The 17530-nt window shown below is 61.0% G+C and carries 15 protein-coding genes and 1 pseudogene; 5 read left to right on the top strand and 11 right to left on the bottom strand.

Annotation, left to right across the window (positions count from 1 at the left end; all coding sequences use genetic code 11):
• A partial coding sequence (locus QK296_RS28225; protein ID WP_282392218.1) for an RHS repeat domain-containing protein occupies positions 1–1888 on the bottom strand: 1888 nt, incomplete at its 3' end.
• 273 nt (positions 1889–2161) lie between these two features.
• Between QK296_RS28225 and QK296_RS28220 the strand changes: the two genes are divergently transcribed.
• Positions 2162–3247 (top strand): DUF1615 domain-containing protein, encoded by a 1086-nt coding sequence (locus QK296_RS28220; protein WP_282392216.1) that lies wholly within the window; start codon positions 2162–2164, stop codon positions 3245–3247.
• On the opposite strand, the gene QK296_RS28215 is transcribed toward QK296_RS28220, so the two are convergent.
• Entirely contained in the window at positions 3248–4042 is a 795-nt protein-coding gene (locus tag QK296_RS28215) for a DUF4349 domain-containing protein (protein WP_282392214.1), read from the bottom strand.
• Positions 4043–4199: 157 nt separating this feature from the next.
• Between QK296_RS28215 and QK296_RS28210 the strand changes: the two genes are divergently transcribed.
• A complete protein-coding gene (locus QK296_RS28210; protein WP_282392212.1) occupies positions 4200–4622 on the top strand; it encodes a PaaI family thioesterase in 423 nt (140 codons plus the stop codon).
• A 230-nt stretch (positions 4623–4852) separates the two neighbouring features.
• Here QK296_RS28210 and QK296_RS28205 read toward each other — a convergent pair whose 3' ends face one another.
• Genes QK296_RS28205 through QK296_RS28195 form a run of 3 tightly spaced genes read right to left on the bottom strand, consistent with a single transcriptional unit; the run spans position 4853 to position 7435 of the window.
• Positions 4853–6034 carry an acetyl-CoA C-acetyltransferase gene (locus tag QK296_RS28205; RefSeq protein WP_003190325.1) on the bottom strand — a complete coding sequence of 394 codons (1182 nt, stop codon included), beginning with the start codon at positions 6032–6034 and terminating at the stop codon, positions 4853–4855.
• An 11-nt stretch (positions 6035–6045) separates the two neighbouring features.
• Positions 6046–6705 carry a CoA transferase subunit B gene (locus tag QK296_RS28200; RefSeq protein ID WP_003190327.1) on the bottom strand — a complete coding sequence of 220 codons (660 nt, stop codon included), beginning with the start codon at positions 6703–6705 and terminating at the stop codon, positions 6046–6048.
• Positions 6706–6736: 31 nt separating this feature from the next.
• Complete coding sequence (locus QK296_RS28195; protein ID WP_003190329.1) at positions 6737–7435, bottom strand: CoA transferase subunit A; 699 nt, start codon at positions 7433–7435, stop codon at positions 6737–6739.
• Positions 7436–7567: 132 nt separating this feature from the next.
• On the opposite strand from QK296_RS28195, the gene QK296_RS28190 reads away from it, so the two are divergent.
• Complete coding sequence (locus QK296_RS28190) at positions 7568–8470, top strand: LysR family transcriptional regulator (RefSeq protein ID WP_003190333.1); 903 nt, start codon at positions 7568–7570, stop codon at positions 8468–8470.
• Between the two features lie 57 nt (positions 8471–8527).
• Here the strand turns inward: QK296_RS28190 and QK296_RS28185 are convergent, their stop codons facing one another.
• The 4 genes from QK296_RS28185 to QK296_RS28170 form a co-directional block, all read right to left on the bottom strand.
• Complete coding sequence (locus tag QK296_RS28185) at positions 8528–8857, bottom strand: hypothetical protein (protein WP_003190335.1); 330 nt, start codon at positions 8855–8857, stop codon at positions 8528–8530.
• A 598-nt stretch (positions 8858–9455) separates the two neighbouring features.
• Complete coding sequence (locus tag QK296_RS28180; protein WP_003190336.1) at positions 9456–10301, bottom strand: NAD-dependent protein deacetylase; 846 nt, start codon at positions 10299–10301, stop codon at positions 9456–9458.
• A 9-nt stretch (positions 10302–10310) separates the two neighbouring features.
• On the bottom strand, positions 10311–10751 hold the full coding sequence (locus QK296_RS28175) for a CBS domain-containing protein (protein WP_003190337.1): 441 nt from the start codon (positions 10749–10751) through the stop codon (positions 10311–10313).
• Positions 10752–10880: 129 nt separating this feature from the next.
• Positions 10881–12830: a DNA topoisomerase III gene (locus QK296_RS28170; RefSeq protein ID WP_282392208.1), complete on the bottom strand. Its 1950-nt coding sequence runs from the start codon at positions 12828–12830 to the stop codon at positions 10881–10883.
• A gap of 99 nt (positions 12831–12929) precedes the next feature.
• Here QK296_RS28170 and QK296_RS28165 point away from each other — a divergent pair.
• A pseudogene (locus tag QK296_RS28165) lies at positions 12930–13037 on the top strand (outer membrane lipoprotein carrier protein LolA); the annotation flags it as partial.
• 14 nt (positions 13038–13051) lie between these two features.
• On the opposite strand, the gene QK296_RS28160 reads toward QK296_RS28165, so the two are convergent.
• Positions 13052–14674, bottom strand: a complete 1623-nt coding sequence (locus tag QK296_RS28160; protein WP_003190341.1) for an MFS transporter — start codon at positions 14672–14674, stop codon at positions 13052–13054.
• Positions 14675–14756: 82 nt separating this feature from the next.
• The gene (locus QK296_RS28155; RefSeq protein ID WP_282392205.1) at positions 14757–16424 is read right to left on the bottom strand and encodes a GMC family oxidoreductase N-terminal domain-containing protein; all 1668 of its coding nucleotides are present in this window, start codon (positions 16422–16424) and stop codon (positions 14757–14759) included.
• A 128-nt stretch (positions 16425–16552) separates the two neighbouring features.
• Between QK296_RS28155 and QK296_RS28150 the strand changes: the two genes are divergently transcribed.
• A complete protein-coding gene (locus tag QK296_RS28150) occupies positions 16553–17446 on the top strand; it encodes a LysR family transcriptional regulator (protein WP_034135278.1) in 894 nt (297 codons plus the stop codon).
• Positions 17447–17530: the final 84 nt, after the last annotated feature.

Genomic DNA, 17530 nt, shown 5'->3' with positions numbered 1-17530 from the left:
CGAGAATGACGTGCTGATCGTCGTACCGATAACGCTCGCTTTCTCCGACAGCATTGGTCGCGCAAACCAGTCGTCCCGCTTCGTCATAGGCGTAGGAAACAACGTTTTGCTCGGTGACCCACACGTAGGGCTCACGCCCTTTGGCGCGATGCACCTGATAGTCCACCGCGACGATGCGACCCAACTCATAACGCAGCAGCAACGAACGACCGGCGCCGTTATCCAGCCGCTCAATCCGCCCAGAACGATCCCGGCAAAGGCGCAGCCGGTTGTCATACGCATCGCTGATGGTTGTCAGCACACCGTCGCGAAAGTTGTAGAAACGCGAGGCCTGGGCCAACACCAACTCGTCAGGCGCCGAACCTAAATAGATCGCCGCTTCGGCCAGGCTATTGGTGATCGCGGGCCGAGAATCGGTGGGCAAGGGCAGGGTGGTCGAGCGGTTCTCATGGTCGATCCACACCACCGAATCGCCCGACACCACCAGACGATGGGCCAGCGCATGGCTCCAACCAAACCCCAACCCACACTCGACTTCCACCGCACTGGTGCGGTACAGCCGCGTCCATTCAAACGGCAAGATCCCATCCAGCGCGCCGTCGGTAAGGGTGAGCAACTCCTCGCCGGTAACCATCGACACCGGGCAACCGTGAGTGACCGTTTTATCCGCAGAAGCCGCCGCATCCCCTTTAGGATTTGAAGCCACAGCCGGCACATCATCGACAGGCTCCTGACGGACCAACGTCGTGCGCTGGGTCTTGCCGCGCACCATCGGCACCGGGCTCGAAACCAGCGTGTCGCCCGCCTTCAACGGCACCACCGGCACTGTCTTGACCGGCGTCGCCGCACTGCTCAGCAACACCGGCTTGGCGACCTCCACATGGGTTTCCAGCCGAGGCCCCTCCACCTGCTTGGCCAGCAATTCCAACAACGCCCGCGCCCGCCCGGATTTGACGTGACTGAGCACACGAGCCCCCAATCGCACCACCACGCCCATCGCACCCAACACGCGAATCAGCAGCAGATTGATCAGCACCTCACCGGTAATCTCACCCCACAGTTCAGCCATCTCCGGTGGCGGGAGCATGCGCATCCAGCTGACCAGCGCCGACAGGTAGATAAACAGCAGCGGCTCATCACTGAGCACCAACAAGCCTTGGGCTATCGCATCACTGCCCAGTGTCAGCAGTTCATCGAGCTCGGTTTGAGAAAGGTATTGCAGCAGTTTTTCGCTGTTGGGCTTGAGGTCGGCCAGCAGCGCAGACAGCTCGCCAAGGTTGTCCCACAGGCTGTAAAGCGCCTTGCCCAACCCACTGGCAAAAGCCGCTTCCAGCAAGCGGCGCCGCTCAAGCGGGCGTGCGTTTGCATAATTTTTCCACTGGGCCTGGAAGGTGTCGGTCCACTCTTTGCGCAGCCGGGCTTCCAGCGCGGCGATCACCGACTGGTAGGACGCATACAGCGCCTTGAAGTGATCCTGGGAAACGTTGGGGTAGAAACTCACCCGGTATTGCTGGTTGCGATCACACTCGGTGACTTCGAGGATGCCACTGGGGCCGATGGTCTTATGAATGGGCTCGCCCAGCGGGCCGCCGTTTGGATCAACGCGTTGCACCACCACCGGCGTGTTGCCGATGGGCACAAACCTGGTGCTCTGGAACATATGCACCAGGGTAAAGGTACCTGTGGCCTGGCACGTGGCGACGGTGCTGTTGGGCAAGAGGGAACGATTGATCGGCGCGACCAGCGCGACGTTCTCCCCAACCTTGAACACCTGTTCGACGTCCAGCGCCGAGAAGCTCCAAAAGCTTTCGGCCCACTCGTCAAAGGTGTTCAAGCAATCGCGAAAGTCACGGAAGACGCCTTCAACGTCGACCGTTTCCGCGTTCATTGGCGTCAGCGCCAGCCTGCCAATGGCCGGGTTCAAGTGCCGGCCCCGTCAACCGCACGCGTCACGGAAAAAACCATCTGCACTCCCTCGCACTGTTTGATCAGGCGAGGGACTTTGCAGAGGTTTGCCGGGGCGAGGAGTAGAGCTTATCCGGCAGTTGTGTGGGATGTTTCAGTTACTGCCAGGCACGGGGTTCGGCATGCCGACGAACCCCGGTTAGACTTACCTGTCGATATCAGCACTGCCCGGCCTGTCGTTAACCAAGGAAGCCCCATGTATTCAACGCGTCTGCTGCTCTGCCTTATTCCTTTGCTGGTACTGGCCGGTTGTTCCACCTCCCGTGGCCCTCAGCAGCCCGAGCGCAGTGAAGCCGAGGTGAAGGCGCAGATCGTGCGCCTGCTGCCGGCCAAGGTCGCGGACCGCAACGGTTGGGCCCAGGACATCTATACCGCCTTCGACACCCAGAAAATCTACCCCAGCAACGAAAACATCTGTGCGGTATTGGCGGTGACCGAGCAAGAGTCCACCTATCAGGTCGACCCGCCGGTGCCGGGTATGGGCAAGATCGCTCAGGATGAAATCCTGCGCCGCGCCGGCAAGGTGCATGTGCCGGCATTCGTGGTGCGCAGCGCCTTGCAACTGCGCTCGCCCACCGGCAAAACCTACGCAGACCGTTTGAATGCCGCCCGTACGGAGAGGGATTTGAGCGGCATCTTCGACGACTTCATCAGTATGGTGCCCCTGGGCAATACGCTGTTTGGCGGCTTCAACCCGGTGCACACCGCAGGCCCCATGCAGGTCAGTATCGACTTTGCGCAGAAACAGGCGCGGAGTTATCCCTACACGGTGGACGGCACGATTCGCCGCGAAGTGTTCACCCGTCGCGGTGGCATGTACTTCGGCATCGCCCATCTGCTCGGTTACCCGGTGAGCTACGACCAGCCGCTGTACCGCTTTGCCGACTTCAACGCCGGTTGGTACGCCAGCCGCAATGCCGCGTTCCAGGCCGCAGTCAGCCGTGTGTCGGGTAAAGAGCTGGCGCTGGATGGGGATTTGATCCGCTATGGCTCATTGCTGCCCGGCACCACCGAGCTGGCGGTGCGTTCACTGGGGGCGAAGTTGGATATGCGCAACCCGAGCATCCGCAGCCAACTGGAGCAGGGCGAGCAGTTGGATTTCGAGGACACCACCTTGTACAAGCGCGTTTTCAGCCTGGCCGACCAGGCGGCCGGCAAGCCGCTGCCTCGGGCGATCCTGCCGGGTATTGTGCTCAAGAGCCCGAAGATCACCCGCAACCTGACCACGGCCTGGTTTGCCAAGCGCGTGGATGAGCGTTACCAGCGCTGCATGAAGCGCTGATCAACCGCGACGCTTGACGAACCGGCGCCACAAGCCCACCCACAACCACACCACCGGGAACGCCAAGATCACGAAGGGCAGCACATAGCTGGCACGTTCCAGGGCGTCTGCGGTGCCGTTCACCAGGTTGTCTCCCAGGTTGCTGAACATCCGGGTGAACCTTGACACCTGGTTGGCGCCGTCCGAGGAACGGAAGTTCAAGGTCACGCGGTTGGTGTCGAGGCGGCGTTGCTGGCCGGCGGCAACCTGAGCCAGTTCCTGCAGCTCGTTTTCAATGCCGGCTTGCTCTTTGCTCAGGACGATCAGATCGCTGACGGTGATGTCCTTGCGCTTGGCCAGTTCATCGAGGCGTTGCTGCTGAGCTTGCAGGCGGCCCTGGCGGCGGCGCACATCCGCCACGGCATCGGCCAGGTCTTCGGCAGTGGTGATGCGCTGGCCGAGCTTACCGCCTTCGGCCGCGAGGGCGACCATCGGTTCCACACCCGTGGGCGCGATCCGCAGGATGATCTGGCCACCTTGGCCGTCTTCGGTAATGCCAAGGATATTGCAGGCACCAAAGCGCGCCGTTTCACACGCCTCACGAGTGGCCTGCATACGCGGCGCAAGCAGGCCGCCGGGCAGGGCCAGGGTCAATTCATGCTCATAGGCCAGTTGCGCCCCGGCCTTGCCCTGTTCGCCATTGATGACCGTGGCGCGAGAATGGTCCTTGGGGGAACAACCGGCCAAGGCCAGGCCAGCAAGCAAAATCAACAGCGGCGCGCGAAGCGGGTGGGAGTTGCCGTCCAGGTGGCGCATGGCGTTTCCTTGAAATGTGCAGGAGAAATTGGCCGAGATTAAAGCGGGTCTGACCCATTAACGCAAAGCATTGCCCGGGATTTGCCCGGCTGATGGTGGTGGCTGCCGGGTCGAGGCTGGCGTACACCTCAAGCCTCACACCAGGGAAGCATCCGCCATGAACGCTCAGACCGTCCCCCAAGGCTTTGTCCCATTGCCGCGCAGCAGCCCGTTGCTGGAACTGCTCGGCCCGGCGTATTGCCGTGGCGAAGGTTTGCAATTGGAAGTCGGCCTGCGCGCCGATCATCGCCACGCCAATGGGCGAGGTACGGTGCACGGCGGGGTGCTGGCGACGCTGGCCGATATCGGCATGGGGTACGCCATGGCGTTTTCCAGTGAGCCGCCGTTGCCGTTGATTACCGCCAGCATGACCTTGGATTACCTGGGCGCCGTGCAGGTAGGGGAGTGGATGGTGGTGCGTTTGGAAAGCCACAAGCGCGGACGGCAGATGGCGTTTGCCACGTTGAGTTTGCAGGTGGAGGAGCGCGTGGTGCTGCGGGCGAGCGCGGTGTTCGCGGTGCCGCAAGCTGACAGGCAATGAGATCAAATGTGGGAGCTGGCAAGCCAGTTCCCACATTTTGACCGAGTTCATTCAGGGGGATCGAGAAAAAGAAAAGGCCTGGTTTTCGTGGAACCAGGCCTTTTCAATGTTGCTCGTTATGTCTCATATGTAGGAGCGAGCTTGCTCGCGAAGAACTCACAGGCAACACGTTCTATGAGGAGCGCTGCGTTATCGTTGAGGTTTTTCGCGAGCAAGCTCGCTCCTACAGGTCAGTTGCGTTCGAGCGCCAGGGCTACGCCTTGGCCGCCGCCGATGCACAGCGTTGCCAAGCCTTTCTTGGCGTCGCGCTTGATCATTTCATGCAGCAGGGTCACCAGCACGCGGCAGCCTGAAGCACCGATCGGGTGGCCGATGGCGATGGCGCCGCCGTTGACGTTGACCTTCTGCGCGTCCCACTCCAGCTCTTTGCCCACTGCCAGGGATTGCGCGGCGAAGGCTTCGTTGGCTTCGATCAGGTCCAGGTCAGCCAGCTGCCAGCCGGCCTTGTCCAGACAGCGGCGGGTGGCCGAGACCGGGCCGATGCCCATGATGGCCGGGTCGACGCCCGCGTTGGCGTAGCTGGCGATACGCGCCAGTACGGGCAGGCCGAGAGCCTTGGCTTTGTCGGCGCTCATCAGCAGCACGGCCGCAGCGCCGTCGTTCAGGCTGGAGGCGTTGCCGGCGGTGACGCTGCCGTCTTTTTTGAACGCAGGCTTGAGCTTGGCCAGGGATTCGGCGGTGGTGCCGGCGCGGGGTTGTTCGTCCACCGCAAAGGCCACCGGGTCGCCTTTGCGCTGGGGAATCAGGATCGGTGTGATCTCATCGGCAAAGCGTCCGGCTTCGATAGCGGCGGCGGCTTTCTGCTGGGAGGCGGCGGCAAAGGCGTCCTGGGCTTCGCGGCTGATACCGTACTTGTCCACCAGGTTCTCGGCGGTGATGCCCATGTGGTAATCGTTGAACGCATCCCACAGGCCGTCGGTGATCATGCTGTCGATCATCTTCGCGTGGCCCATGCGCAAACCGGTGCGCGCGGCAGGCAATACGTACGGGGCCAGGCTCATGTTCTCCATGCCACCGGCAATGATCACCTCGGCGTCGCCGCAACGAATGGCTTGGGCGCCCAGGTGCAAAGCCTTGAGGCCCGAACCGCAGACCTTGTTCAGGGTCAGGCTCGGCACGGCGTGGGGCAGGCCGGCGAGGATCGAAGCCTGGCGTGCCGGGTTCTGGCCGCTGCCTGCGGTGAGTACCTGGCCGAGGATCACTTCATCCACTTGCGCCGGGTCCAGGCCGGTCTGCTCCAGCAGGCGACGGATCACGGCAGCGCCCAGTTCCGGGGCCGGGATGTTCGCCAGCGAACCTTGGAAGCTGCCTACGGCGGTGCGGGTGGCAGCAACAATCACGACGTCTTGCATGGAATCTGTCCTCACTGGAAGTGCATTTCTGGAACATGGTCCGGGACGATCAGTTTACCGGCGGTCTTGCTCACAATCTCTTCAACGCTGACGCCAGGTGCGCGTTCCTTGAGGACAAAAGCGCCATTTTCGATTTCCAGGTACGCCAGGTCCGTGAGCACGCGCTTGATGCAGTTGGCACCGGTCAGCGGCAGGCTGCACTGGCTGAGCAACTTGGACTCACCGTCTTTGGAGGCGTGAGTCATGATCACGATGATGTTTTCTGCGCCAGCCACCAGGTCCATGGCTCCGCCCATGCCCTTGACCAGCTTGCCGGGGATCATCCACGAAGCGATGTTGCCCTGTACGTCCACTTCGAATGCGCCCAGTACGGTGAGGTCGACATGCCCACCACGAATCATCGCGAACGACTCGGCGGAAGAGAAGATCGAGGCGCCGATGCGTGCGGTGACGGTCTGCTTGCCGGCGTTGATCATGTCGGCGTCGATGGTGTCTTCGGTCGGGAACGGGCCCATGCCCAGCAGGCCGTTTTCCGATTGCAGCATCACTTCCATGCCGTCGGGGATGTAGTTGGCCACCAGGGTCGGAATGCCGATACCGAGGTTCACGTAGTAACCGTCCTGCATCTCGCGGGCAACGCGTTGAGCCATTTGTTCGCGGGTAAGCGCCATGATTGTTTCCTCTTATTGTTCTGGACGGGGATTATTTGCGGACGGTGCGCTGTTCAATACGCTTTTCGAAGGTGCCGCAGATGATCCGGTCGACGTAGATGCCAGGGGTGTGGATCTGCGCCGGGTCCAGCTCGCCCGGTTCGACGATTTCCTCGACTTCGACCACGGTGATCTTGCCGGCGGTGGCGGCCAGCGGGTTGAAGTTCTGGGCGGTGTGACGGTAGATGACGTTGCCGAAGTGGTCGGCTTTCCAGCCTTTGACGATGGCAAAGTCGCCGGTGATGGACTCTTCCATCAGATACGGGCGACCCTTGAATTCGCGAGTTTCCTTGCCTTCGGCCACGGGGGTGCCGACGCCGGTGGCGGTGAAGAAGGCCGGGATGCCGGCGCCGCCTGCGCGCATTTTTTCTGCCAGGGTGCCTTGGGGCGTGAGCACCACCTCAATCTCGCCGCTGAGCAGTTGCTTCTCGAACAGGGCGTTTTCACCCACGTAGGAGGCGATCACTTTGCTGATCTGCTTCTGTTCCAGCAGCACGCCCAGGCCAAAGCCATCGACGCCACAGTTGTTGGAGACCACCGTCAGGTCGCGGGTGCCTTTGCGCTTGATTTCAGCGATGAGGTTTTCTGGAATGCCACACAGGCCAAAACCACCGGAGAGCACGGTCATGCCGTCTTCCAGGCCTGCCAGCGCTTCTTCATAGGACGCCACGCGTTTATCGAAACCTGCCATATGCACCTCTTTTATTGTTTGTGGTCCAGCCAGTGAGTTGAGTGTTGCGCCAGCGGATTGATTTGTTAAGTTGTTTTTTAAGGTTGATTGATTTAGAAAACAGCATAGTCCAATCGTCGTCCGGAGCAGCTCATGACCGTCAAACAGATGCGTGCCTTTCTCGCCGTCGCGCAAAGCCTGAGTTTTGCCGCTGCCTGCGAGCGTTTGCACCTCTCCCAATCGGCGTTGAGCTTGACCATCAAGGGCCTGGAAGAAGGTTTAGGCGGGCGCCTGTTCAGCCGCAATACCCGTAACGTCGCGCTGACCCCTGAAGGTGAATCCCTGTTGCCTCTGGCCCGCCGGTTGATTGCCGATTGGGACAACGCCGAAGACGAACTGCGCCAGCGTTTTACCCTGCAACGCGGCCGAGTCACGGTGGCGGCCATGCCGTCGTTCGCGGGGAACCTGTTGCCGCCGATCCTGAAGATATTCCGCGCCCGTTACCCTCAGGTGAACGTGACGGTGCATGACCTGATCAATGAGCAGGTGCTGGAGATGGTGCGCGACCGTCAGGTGGAGCTGGGGGTGGCGTTCGAGCCATCAGATGGCTCGTCATTGGCGTTCACGCCGCTGTACCTGGACCGCTTTATCGCCGTGGTCCCGGGAGATTCAGCCTTGGCACAGCGCGCTGAAATCGACTGGAAAGCTCTATTGGAACAGCCGTTCATCACCCTGCAACGGCCTTCCACCGTGCGAGTAATGCTGGAAGAGCACCTGGGGGCCTTGCAGATGAAATTGCCCGTGGCCTTGGAAAGCCATCAACTGGCGACGGTGGGCAAGATGGTTGCCAGCGGTTTGGGGGTCAGCGCGGTGCCGGCGTTATGCGCCAGGCAGATGGAAGAGGCCGGAGCCCATTGCATTACCTTGACCGGCCCGGTGATCGAACGGCCGATTGGGGTGCTGACCAAGCCGGGGCATGAACTGTCGGCGGCGGCGCAGGTGTTGTTTGATATCTTTCGAGATGAAGCGGGGAAGGGCAGGTTTCCAACTTTTTAAGCCGGTAATACAAATGTGGGCGCTGGCAAGCCAGCGCCCACATTAATTAAGGACTACTTAGTAGTAACGGTCGATCACTTTAACTTGCGAGCTGTCTTTGAAAGACGCCCAGGCATTATTAAGTGTGTCGAACACCTGCTCGATAAAGTTGCGGTCAGCCGCGGCTTTCTTGCCGACATAACCCTGGCCACGGCGGTACATCTTCAAGCGCGCCGCCAGCTCACGGTTATTGCGGTCAAACTCGGCTTCTTCGGTATGGGGCGCCAGGCAGTCAATTTGCACTTCGCCCGATTTGCCAATCCACAGGATATGGTCGTCGAGTGTGTCTTTCTGCGCTGCGAACATCTCAGCCAATTCATCGATAGTTGGTTGGTTGTTCAGATTCATGTGTAAGCCCCTTGACCAGTTGGCGATCTATCAGTTGATTCGTTAATACCAGTTGAGTTGTCTCCGGTTACTAAAACCGGGCGTCAGCGACGGGCTGCCGAATACGGGCAGGGTCTTGAAGCTGATGCATGTAGTCTTGCTGATGGGCTGCTACGCAATGCTCTGATTACGAAGACAAGCCGCGTTTGAGCGTCTTGTACCTGTCCCTTTCGGGGCCGGTCAGCTTCATCAATCTGCCTTGTGGGCAGTGCACATCCAGAAAAACAGCTCGGCGGTCAGACGAGCCTGTTCAAAACGCTTGTTACCAACGCTCTCGATCCGAGAGACGTCTAGATCATGCAAGGACAAAAAGGTTACGTCAACGGTTATGTAGTGATTATTTTTGCTCACTACATAAATTGCCGTGGGGACGGGGGAATGCGGGAAAACGTGACTTGGGCGTCATTTTCTGTGCGGTGGGTCGCGGGATTTTGGTGACGAATTTACGCAGATCCCCTGTGGGAGCTGGCTTGCCTGCGATGGCGATGCGTCAGTGGGTACATGTTCGCCTGACACACTGCTATCGCAGGCAAGCCAGCTCCCACAGGTTGATGCGTCGCTATCTCAATTTCTCGGACAGTAAGGGTAATAGCCGCTCGCAGGACGCCTGGATTTTCACCTGCAACAGCTCATCACCCCGCGTCTTGCCCAGGTTGATGGCAATCACCGGCTTACCCTGTTCAACTATCGCCTTGCACAGGCGAAACGCCGAATAGGCCATCAGCGACGACCCCACCACTAACAGTCCTTCGGCATGTTCTACCGCCGTCATCGCCTTGAGCGCCGTCGCCGGTGCGACGTTCTCGCCAAAGAACACCACATCCGGTTTCAGCCTTGCGCCGTCGCAATGTGGGCAGTGGGGTACCTGGAAGCGCTGTTCAAACACCGGATCGAGCAAGGTGTCGCCATCTGGCGCTTGCACCGCATGAACCTGCGCCATGTGCGGGTTATCGACCTCCATCTGCCGCTGGATCACGTCGCGCTCGCTACGCAATTGGCAATCCAGGCACAGCACCCGATGCAAGCTGCCATGCAGCTCGATCACATCCCGGCTGCCGGCCTGGTCATGCAGGGTGTCGACGTTCTGCGTAATCAACCCGCTGATACGCCCATGTTGTTGCAGGGTCGCGAGCGCCAGGTGGGCCTTGTTCGGCTGGGCAATGCGCACCCGTGGCCAACCCAGCATCGCCCGCGCCCAGTAACGGCGCCGCGCCTCGGGGGTGGCGAGGAATTCCTGGTACATCATCGGTGGCTTGCCCCGGCGTACACCTTCACCGTCCCGGTAATCCGGGATGCCCGAAGATGTACTGATCCCTGCGCCGGTCAGCACCAGAAAGCGCCGGCCGGTCATGGCCCGGTGCAGGGTGTCGAGGTGGTCTTGCTGATGGTCCAGCGTGTCGAGCATGGGTTCCCCCTATTCGCCGCGGATGTACTGTTCCAGCTGCTGGATCAAGGCCGCTTGTTCGGCAATCGCTTCCTTGACCAAGTCACCGATGGACAGCAGGCCCAGCAGTTTGCCGTCTTCGACCACGGGCAGGTGGCGCAGGTGACTGTCGGTCATGATGTTCATGCATTCCTCGACACTCTTGTGAGTATCCACGGTGATCACCGGCGAGCTCATCACCTCATGGACCTTGGTGGTGACCGACGAGAGGCCCTTGAGCATGATTTTGCGTGCGTAATCCCTTTCGCTGATGATGCCGACCACCACGTCATCCTTGACCACGGGCAAGGCCCCGACGTTTTTCTCGGACATTCGCACCAGCGCTTCAAACACGGTGTGGTCCCATTTGATGGTGTGGACGTCCTGGTTTTTCTGGTCCTTGGCTTTGAGCAGTTGTGCAACGGTCTTCATGGCGGCCACTCCGGTGTTGTTGTTGGTAGTCCAGATCCCCTACAGAATCCTAGACCGAACTCGCCGGAGCAATGGCCAATGCGGCGTTAAACCTGTCGAAAAACGTCATGTGGCGGTTTTTTTCGGTATTTATCCCGCATTTGCCGGCTTTTTCCCGCGTTTGGGGCTGGCGCCGGCCTTGCGCGGGGCGGCCTTGCGTTTCTTTTTCCACGGCGTTGCACCTCGGCCAGCGGGGCTGGCGGGGCCAGTGATGGTCATGCGCATGCCGTTACAGCGTGCCACCTGCTTGCTCATCCACGCCGCTTGCTTGGCGACGAATTCTTCCAGGCTCATTTCGCCGCTTTGCACCATGTCCAGTGCCTGTTCCCAGATGGCGGTGGTGCCAGGGTCGGCGATAGCGCGGGGCACGGCGTCAATCAGGCTGAACGCGGCCGGGGTTGCCGACAGGGCCTTGCCGTTTTTCACCAGGTAGCCGCGGTCCAGCAGGCCCTGGATAATCCCGGCGCGGGTGGCCTCGGTGCCGATGCCCGTGGTGTCCTTGAGTTTTTGCTTGAGCAACGGGTCCTCCACCAGCTTGGCGACGTTTTTCATCGCCTTGATCAGGTCGCCTTCGGTAAAGGGCTTGGGTGGCTGGGTCCATAGGTCCTTGAGGTTGACCTTGGCCACGGCGTAGTCGTGGCCCTGCACCAGCGTCGGCAATGCTTGGGGCGCGGGGGCTTCGCGACCTTTGGCGGGCACCAACGCTTCGGGCAAGGCGCGTTTCCAGCCCGGTTCGATGACCACTTTGCCCACCGCGCGCAACGCGTGGCCGGCACAGTCGAAATCGGCCTGGGTGCGGTCGTATTCATGGTTGGGCAGGAACTGCGCCAGGTAGCGCGCACGAATCAGCGTATAGACCGCACGGTGCTTGCCGGTCAGTTGGCTGACCTCCTTGCCGGCGCCGGTGGGGATGATGCCGTGGTGGGCGCTGACCTTGGCGTCGTTCCAGGCCCGCGAACGGCGCTGAGGGTCGATGTTCGGCATCAGTTCGTTGACCGCTGTGTCCGCACGGCCCAGTGCCGCCAGAATCTTCGGCGCTTCACTGTGCTGGCTCAACGGCAGGTAGCCGCAATCGCTGCGTGGGTAGGTGATGGCCTTGTGGGTTTCATACAGGGATTGGGCGATATCCAGGGTTTCTTGAGCGCCCAGGCCAAGCTTCTTCGAACAGATCTCCTGCAAGGTGCCAAGGTCGAAGGGCAGGGGCGCCACCTCGCGCATGCGTTCGGTACGCAGTTTCACCAGCCGCGCCGTGGCGGCGTTGAGCATGGCGTCGGCGGCGTCCCGCGCCAGTTGCGGGTTGAGGCAACGGCCCTGGTCGTCACAGGCATCCTCAGGGGCGCGCCATTGGGCGGTGAAGGTCATGTGCTCGTGGCGCAGGTCGACATCGATGGCCCAATAGGCCACCGGCACGAAGTCGGCGATGCTGCGATCACGGTCCACCACCAGGCGCAGGGTCGGGGTTTGCACCCGGCCAACCGGCAGCACGCCTTGGTAACCGGATTGGCGCCCCAGCAGGGTAAACAGGCGGCTCATGTTCATGCCGATCAGCCAGTCGGCACGCGAGCGCCCCAGGGCCGAGTGATACAGGCTGAAGGTTTCTGCACCGGGTTTGAGCGCCGCCAGGGCCTTGCGAATGGAGGCGTCGTCGAGTGCCGACAGCCACAGCCGCTGGATCGGCCCGCGGTAGCGGCAATGCTCCACCAGTTCACGGGCGATCATCTCGCCTTCACGGTCGGCGTCGGTGGCGATCACCAGTTCCTGGGCTTCCCCCAGCAAGCGTTTGACGGCCTTGTATTGGCTGGCGGTCTTGGGCTTGACCAGCATCTTCCATTTTTCCGGAACGATCGGCAGGTCGGCCAGCACCCAGCGTTTGTACTTGGCGTCGTAAGCGTCGGGCGGAGCGGTTTCCAACAAGTGGCCGATGCACCAGGTGACCGTGACTCCATGACCCAGCCAGCACCCATCGCCACGGCGGCTGGCGCCGAGCACGGCCGCGATATCCTTGGCCTGGGAGGGTTTTTCACAGAGGTACAGCCGCATGGTCATCACATCAGATCAGGTTGATGCCTTGCAGGATGCTTATTTGAACGGATTTGAGCAACCATTATCTGTATGGATGTACAGCAATTTGTGTGAGCACTGCACACCGCTGTAGGAGCGAGCTTGCTCGCGAAGGTCGTTAACGATGACGCGGGGCGCCTGGTGCCCCGCGTTGCTCTCAGGTTCTTCGCGAGCAAGCTCGCTCCTGCAGGGGGGAGGTATCAGTTTTTTTCGATATCCACATGCCGGGTTTCCTTGAGGCAGAACAGCCCGACGATCAGGCTCACCCCCGTCACCACCACCGGGTACCACAACCCATAGAAAATATCGCCGGTGTACACCACCAGGGCGAACGACACCGTCGGCAGGAACCCGCCAAACCAGCCGTTACCGATGTGGTAGGGCAGGGACATCGAGGTGTAGCGGATGCGCGTCGGAAACAGCTCCACCATCAGCGCCGCCAACGGCCCGTAGCACATGGCGGCGATGAAGATCAGCACCACGATCAGCACCACCACCATCAGCTTGTTGACCTGGGCCGCATCTGCCGAAGACGGATAACCGGCCAGGGCCACGGCGCCACGCAGGGCCGCTTCATCAAAACCGTCGATGCGCACATCGCCGACGCTCACTTGCACCGGGCTGCCCGCAGGGGCGGCGACGCTGCTGTAGGGCAGTCCCTGTTTGACCAGGAAGGTCTTGACCTTGTCGCAGGGGCTGTCAAAACGGGCCTTGCCCACTGGGTCGAACTGGAAGGTGCAGGTGGCCGGGTCGGCCAGTACGGTGATCGGCGCCTGTTGGCTGGCCTGGTCCATTGCGGGGTTGGTGTAGTGCGCCAGGCCTTTGAAGATCGGGAAGTACAGCGCGGTCGCCAGCAGCAGGCCGAGCATCAGCACCGGCTTGCGCCCGACCTTGTCCGATAGCCAGCCAAACAGGATAAAGAACGGCGCGCCAATCACCACGCTGATAATCAACAGCATATTGGCCAGGGCCGGGTCCATGCGCAGGAACTGGGTGAGGAAGAACAGCACATAAAACTGCGCCGCGTAGAAGGTCACCGCCTGCCCGCCGTTGATGCTGAACAGGGCGATCAGCACCACCTTGAGGTTTTCCCATTTGCCGAAGGACTCGCGAATCGGCGCCTTGCAGGCCTTGCCTTCCTCTTTCATTTTCAAGAAGGCGGGCGACTCGTGCAGGCTCATGCGGATCCAGGTCGAGATGCCCAGCAGCACGATGGAAAACAGGAACGGAATGCGCCAGCCCCACACTTCGAACTGATCGCCGGTGAAGTAACGGCAGGCCAGCACCACCAGCAGCGACAGCAGCAGGCCGAGGGTGGCGGTGGATTGAATCCAGCTGGTATGCAGCCCGCGCTTGCCCGGTGGCGCATGCTCGGCCACGTAGGTAGCAGCGCCACCGTACTCGCCGCCCAGCGCCAGGCCTTGCAGCATGCGCAGCACAATGAGGATGATCGGCGCGGCAATGCCGATGCTGGCGTAGGTCGGCAGCAAGCCGACGCAGAAGGTGGCCACGCCCATCAGGATGATGGTTACGAGGAAGGTGTACTTGCGCCCGATCATATCGCCCAGGCGGCCGAACACTAGCGCACCGAATGGCCGTACTACAAAGCCTGCGGCAAAGGCCATCAAGGCAAAGATAAACGCCGTGGTGTCGTTGACCCCGGCAAAGAACTGCTTGCTGATCACCGCCGCCAGGGCGCCGTAGAGGAAAAAGTCATACCACTCGAACACCGTCCCCAGGGAGGAGGCGAAGATGACTTTTCTTGATTCGTTGGCGGTACTTGCGCTGGCCGCCGAGCCCAGGGGTTGAGCATGTTCTGACATCGGGTGTCCCTCACAGTGATTATTTATTGTTTTTCCACTGTCGGCGCCAACCTCAGCGCCGCTATTTTTTCAACGTCAACGATTACGCGGGGTGTCCTGTAATGCGCGGTGCTGGTGGGTTTTTCGCGAGCAAGCTCGCTCCTACAGTGTTGGGTGACAGGATGAGCTGCGCGGCTTTCTCCGCGATCATCAGCGTGGGTGAGCAGGTATTGCCGGAGGTGATGCGCGGCATGATCGACGCATCGGCAATGCGCAGGCCAGGGATGCCGTGTACGCGCAGTTGGCTGTCGACCACCGCGTCTTTGTCATCGCCCATGCGGCAGGTGCCCACCGGATGGAAAATCGTGGTGCCGATCCGTGCGGCGGCTTCGTGCAGTTGTTCTTCAGTTTGCAGGTCTTGGCCGGGCAGGTATTCCACCGGTTTGAACTGGCTCAGGGCCGGAGCGGCGACGATGCGCCGGGTCAGGCGAATGGCGTCGGCGGCGACGCGTAAGTCTTCGGGGTGGCTGAGGTAATTGGGTTGTATCCGCGGCGCATCCGCCGGGTTGGCCGAACGAATATCCACCCGGCCGCGACTTTGCGGGCGCAGGTCGCAGACCGACGCGGTAAATGCCGGGAAGCCGTGCAACGGTTCGCCAAAGCGCTCCAGGGACAGTGGTTGCACATGGTATTGCAGATTGGCCGAGGTCTGCTCCGGCCCGGAGCGGGCAAACGCGCCGAGCTGGCTGGGCGCCATCGACAGAGGGCCGCTGCGGTCATACAGGTAGCGCAGGCCCATGCCCATCTTGCCCCAGAGTGTGCCGGCGATCTGGTTCAGGGTGCGGGCATTTTCCAGCTTGTAGATCAGGCGCAGTTGCAGGTGATCTTGCAGGTTGCCGCCAACGCCTGGCAGTTCATGCACCACGTCGATACCCAGGGGCTTGAGCACCTGGGAAGGGCCGATCCCTGAACGTTGCAGAATGCCCGGCGAACCCACCGAGCCGGCGCACAGTACGATCTCTTTGCGCGCTTTCCAGATCAGTGCCTGGCCGTGTTGGCGCCCCAGTACCTGCGAGGCACGACCGTTTTCCAGCAGCACACGCTCAACCTCTACCTCCGTCAGCACGGTGAGGTTAGGCCGCTGGCGGATCGGCTTGAGAAACGCCTTGGCCGCATTCCAGCGCACACCGGCTTTCTGGTTGACCTGGAAGTAACCGCAACCCTCGTTATCGCCCTGGTTGAAGTCATTGATATTGGCGATGCCGCTTTGGGCAGCCGCCTCACGAAACGCATCGAGGATCGGCCACGACAGGCGCTGTTGCTCGACGCGCCACTCGCCGCCCTCGTTGTGGAATTCAGAGCCGCCGGCAAAATGGTTTTCGCTCTGTTTGAACAGCGGCAGTACGTCTTTCCAGGCCCAGCCCGCGTTGCCCGCCGCCGCCCAGCCATCGTAGTCCTGAGCCTGGCCGCGCATATAGATCATGCCGTTGATAGACGAGCAGCCGCCCAGCACTTTGCCCCGGGGGTAGCTCAAGGCGCGCCCTTGCAGGCCGGCTTGGGATTCGGTCTTGAAGCACCAGTCGGTGCGTGGGTTGCCGATGCAGAACAGGTAGCCGACGGGGATATGGATCCAGGGGTAGTTGTCGCGGCCACCGGCTTCCAGCAGCAGGACACGGTGAGCCGGGTTGGCGGACAGACGATTGGCCAGCAGGCATCCGGCAGGGCCGGCGCCGACGACGATGTAATCGTATTCAGCAGTTGCATTGGGCATCTGGGGTCTCGCTTGTTTTTCTTATTGGCCCCATCCTAGTTGTTAGTTTTCGTCTTAAAAATGTTAGTTTTTACCCACCCGCTGTGCGTTTTTAAACAACGGCGGCTGGCCCGGGCACTGGAGGCGATATGTTCGACTGGAATGACCTGCGGTTTTTTCTCGAGTTGCAGCGCAGTGGCCGCCTGCTCACCGCCGCCCAACGCCTGAAAACCACGCATGCCACCGTGGCCCGGCATATCGACGCCATCGAGAAAAGCCTCGGCACGGCGTTGTTCGTGCAACATGCCCAGGGCTATGAACTGACGCCTGCCGGCGAAGCGCTGCTCAAACATGCGGAGGCCATGGAGAACGTGGCACTGTTGGCCGAAGACGAGCTCACCCATTCTGCTGCGCCCCTGGGCAAGATTCGCCTCGGCGTGGCCGAAGGGCTGGGGGTGATGTTTTTGGCCTCGCGCATGGGAGGGTTGTTTGAACGCTATCCAGGATTGGAGGTGGAGCTGGTCGCGGTGCCGCGTTTTGTCAGCATCCTCAATCGCGAAGCGGAGATCAGCATTCACCTGGAGCGCCCCAGCGCCGATCAACTGGTGACGCGCAAACTCACCGATTATCGTCTGGCGCTGTACGCCAGCCGTGCCTACCTGGCCCGCAATCCGCCTATCGAGAAGCGTGAAGACCTTGCTGCCCATGCCTGGATCGATTATGTCGATGACCTGCTGTTCAGCCAGGAGCTGAAGTTACTCAACAGCTTCTGCCGTAACCCCAAGGTGGTGTTCCACAGCACCAGCGTGATCGCCCAGCACCAGGCGGCGCGTTCGGGGTTGGGCATTGCGGTGTTGCCATGTTTTATGGCGGCTGGGGATGGAGAGTTGGTGCCGTTGTTGCCGGCAGAGGGCATTCAGCGCAGCTATTGGATCAGCTCGCGTCGGGAGCTGCACAAGTCGGTGCGGTTGCGGGTGTTGTGGGATTATGTGGTGGAGTTGTGCGCGCGGGAGCAGGGCTTGTTGCTAGGTGAGTCCCGCTGACGCAACACACGGATTAAAAAGTGGGAGCTGGCTTGCTCGCGAAGGCGGCCTGACAGGCGACACAGTTGGATTGTGTACATATCC

The organism is Pseudomonas sp. AL10, assembly GCF_029960685.1.
Classification (GTDB): Bacteria; Pseudomonadota; Gammaproteobacteria; order Pseudomonadales; family Pseudomonadaceae; genus Aquipseudomonas; species Aquipseudomonas lactis.
This window is presented reverse-complemented; position numbering and strand designations above follow the sequence as displayed.

Excerpts from the sequence above, each read along its gene's own strand:
- QK296_RS28220 (WP_282392216.1), top strand. The coding sequence starts at position 2,162 with ATGTATTCAACGCGTCTGCTGCTCTGCCTTATTCCTTTGCTGGTACTG.
- QK296_RS28215 (WP_282392214.1), bottom strand. The coding sequence starts at position 4,042 with ATGCGCCACCTGGACGGCAACTCCCACCCGCTTCGCGCGCCGCTGTTG.
- QK296_RS28210 (WP_282392212.1), top strand. The coding sequence starts at position 4,200 with ATGAACGCTCAGACCGTCCCCCAAGGCTTTGTCCCATTGCCGCGCAGC.
- QK296_RS28205 (WP_003190325.1), bottom strand. The coding sequence starts at position 6,034 with ATGCAAGACGTCGTGATTGTTGCTGCCACCCGCACCGCCGTAGGCAGC.
- QK296_RS28200 (WP_003190327.1), bottom strand. The coding sequence starts at position 6,705 with ATGGCGCTTACCCGCGAACAAATGGCTCAACGCGTTGCCCGCGAGATG.
- QK296_RS28195 (WP_003190329.1), bottom strand. The coding sequence starts at position 7,435 with ATGGCAGGTTTCGATAAACGCGTGGCGTCCTATGAAGAAGCGCTGGCA.
- QK296_RS28190 (WP_003190333.1), top strand. The coding sequence starts at position 7,568 with ATGACCGTCAAACAGATGCGTGCCTTTCTCGCCGTCGCGCAAAGCCTG.
- QK296_RS28185 (WP_003190335.1), bottom strand. The coding sequence starts at position 8,857 with ATGAATCTGAACAACCAACCAACTATCGATGAATTGGCTGAGATGTTC.
- QK296_RS28180 (WP_003190336.1), bottom strand. The coding sequence starts at position 10,301 with ATGCTCGACACGCTGGACCATCAGCAAGACCACCTCGACACCCTGCAC.
- QK296_RS28175 (WP_003190337.1), bottom strand. The coding sequence starts at position 10,751 with ATGAAGACCGTTGCACAACTGCTCAAAGCCAAGGACCAGAAAAACCAG.
- QK296_RS28170 (WP_282392208.1), bottom strand. The coding sequence starts at position 12,830 with ATGCGGCTGTACCTCTGTGAAAAACCCTCCCAGGCCAAGGATATCGCG.
- QK296_RS28160 (WP_003190341.1), bottom strand. The coding sequence starts at position 14,674 with ATGTCAGAACATGCTCAACCCCTGGGCTCGGCGGCCAGCGCAAGTACC.
- QK296_RS28155 (WP_282392205.1), bottom strand. The coding sequence starts at position 16,424 with ATGCCCAATGCAACTGCTGAATACGATTACATCGTCGTCGGCGCCGGC.
- QK296_RS28150 (WP_034135278.1), top strand. The coding sequence starts at position 16,553 with ATGTTCGACTGGAATGACCTGCGGTTTTTTCTCGAGTTGCAGCGCAGT.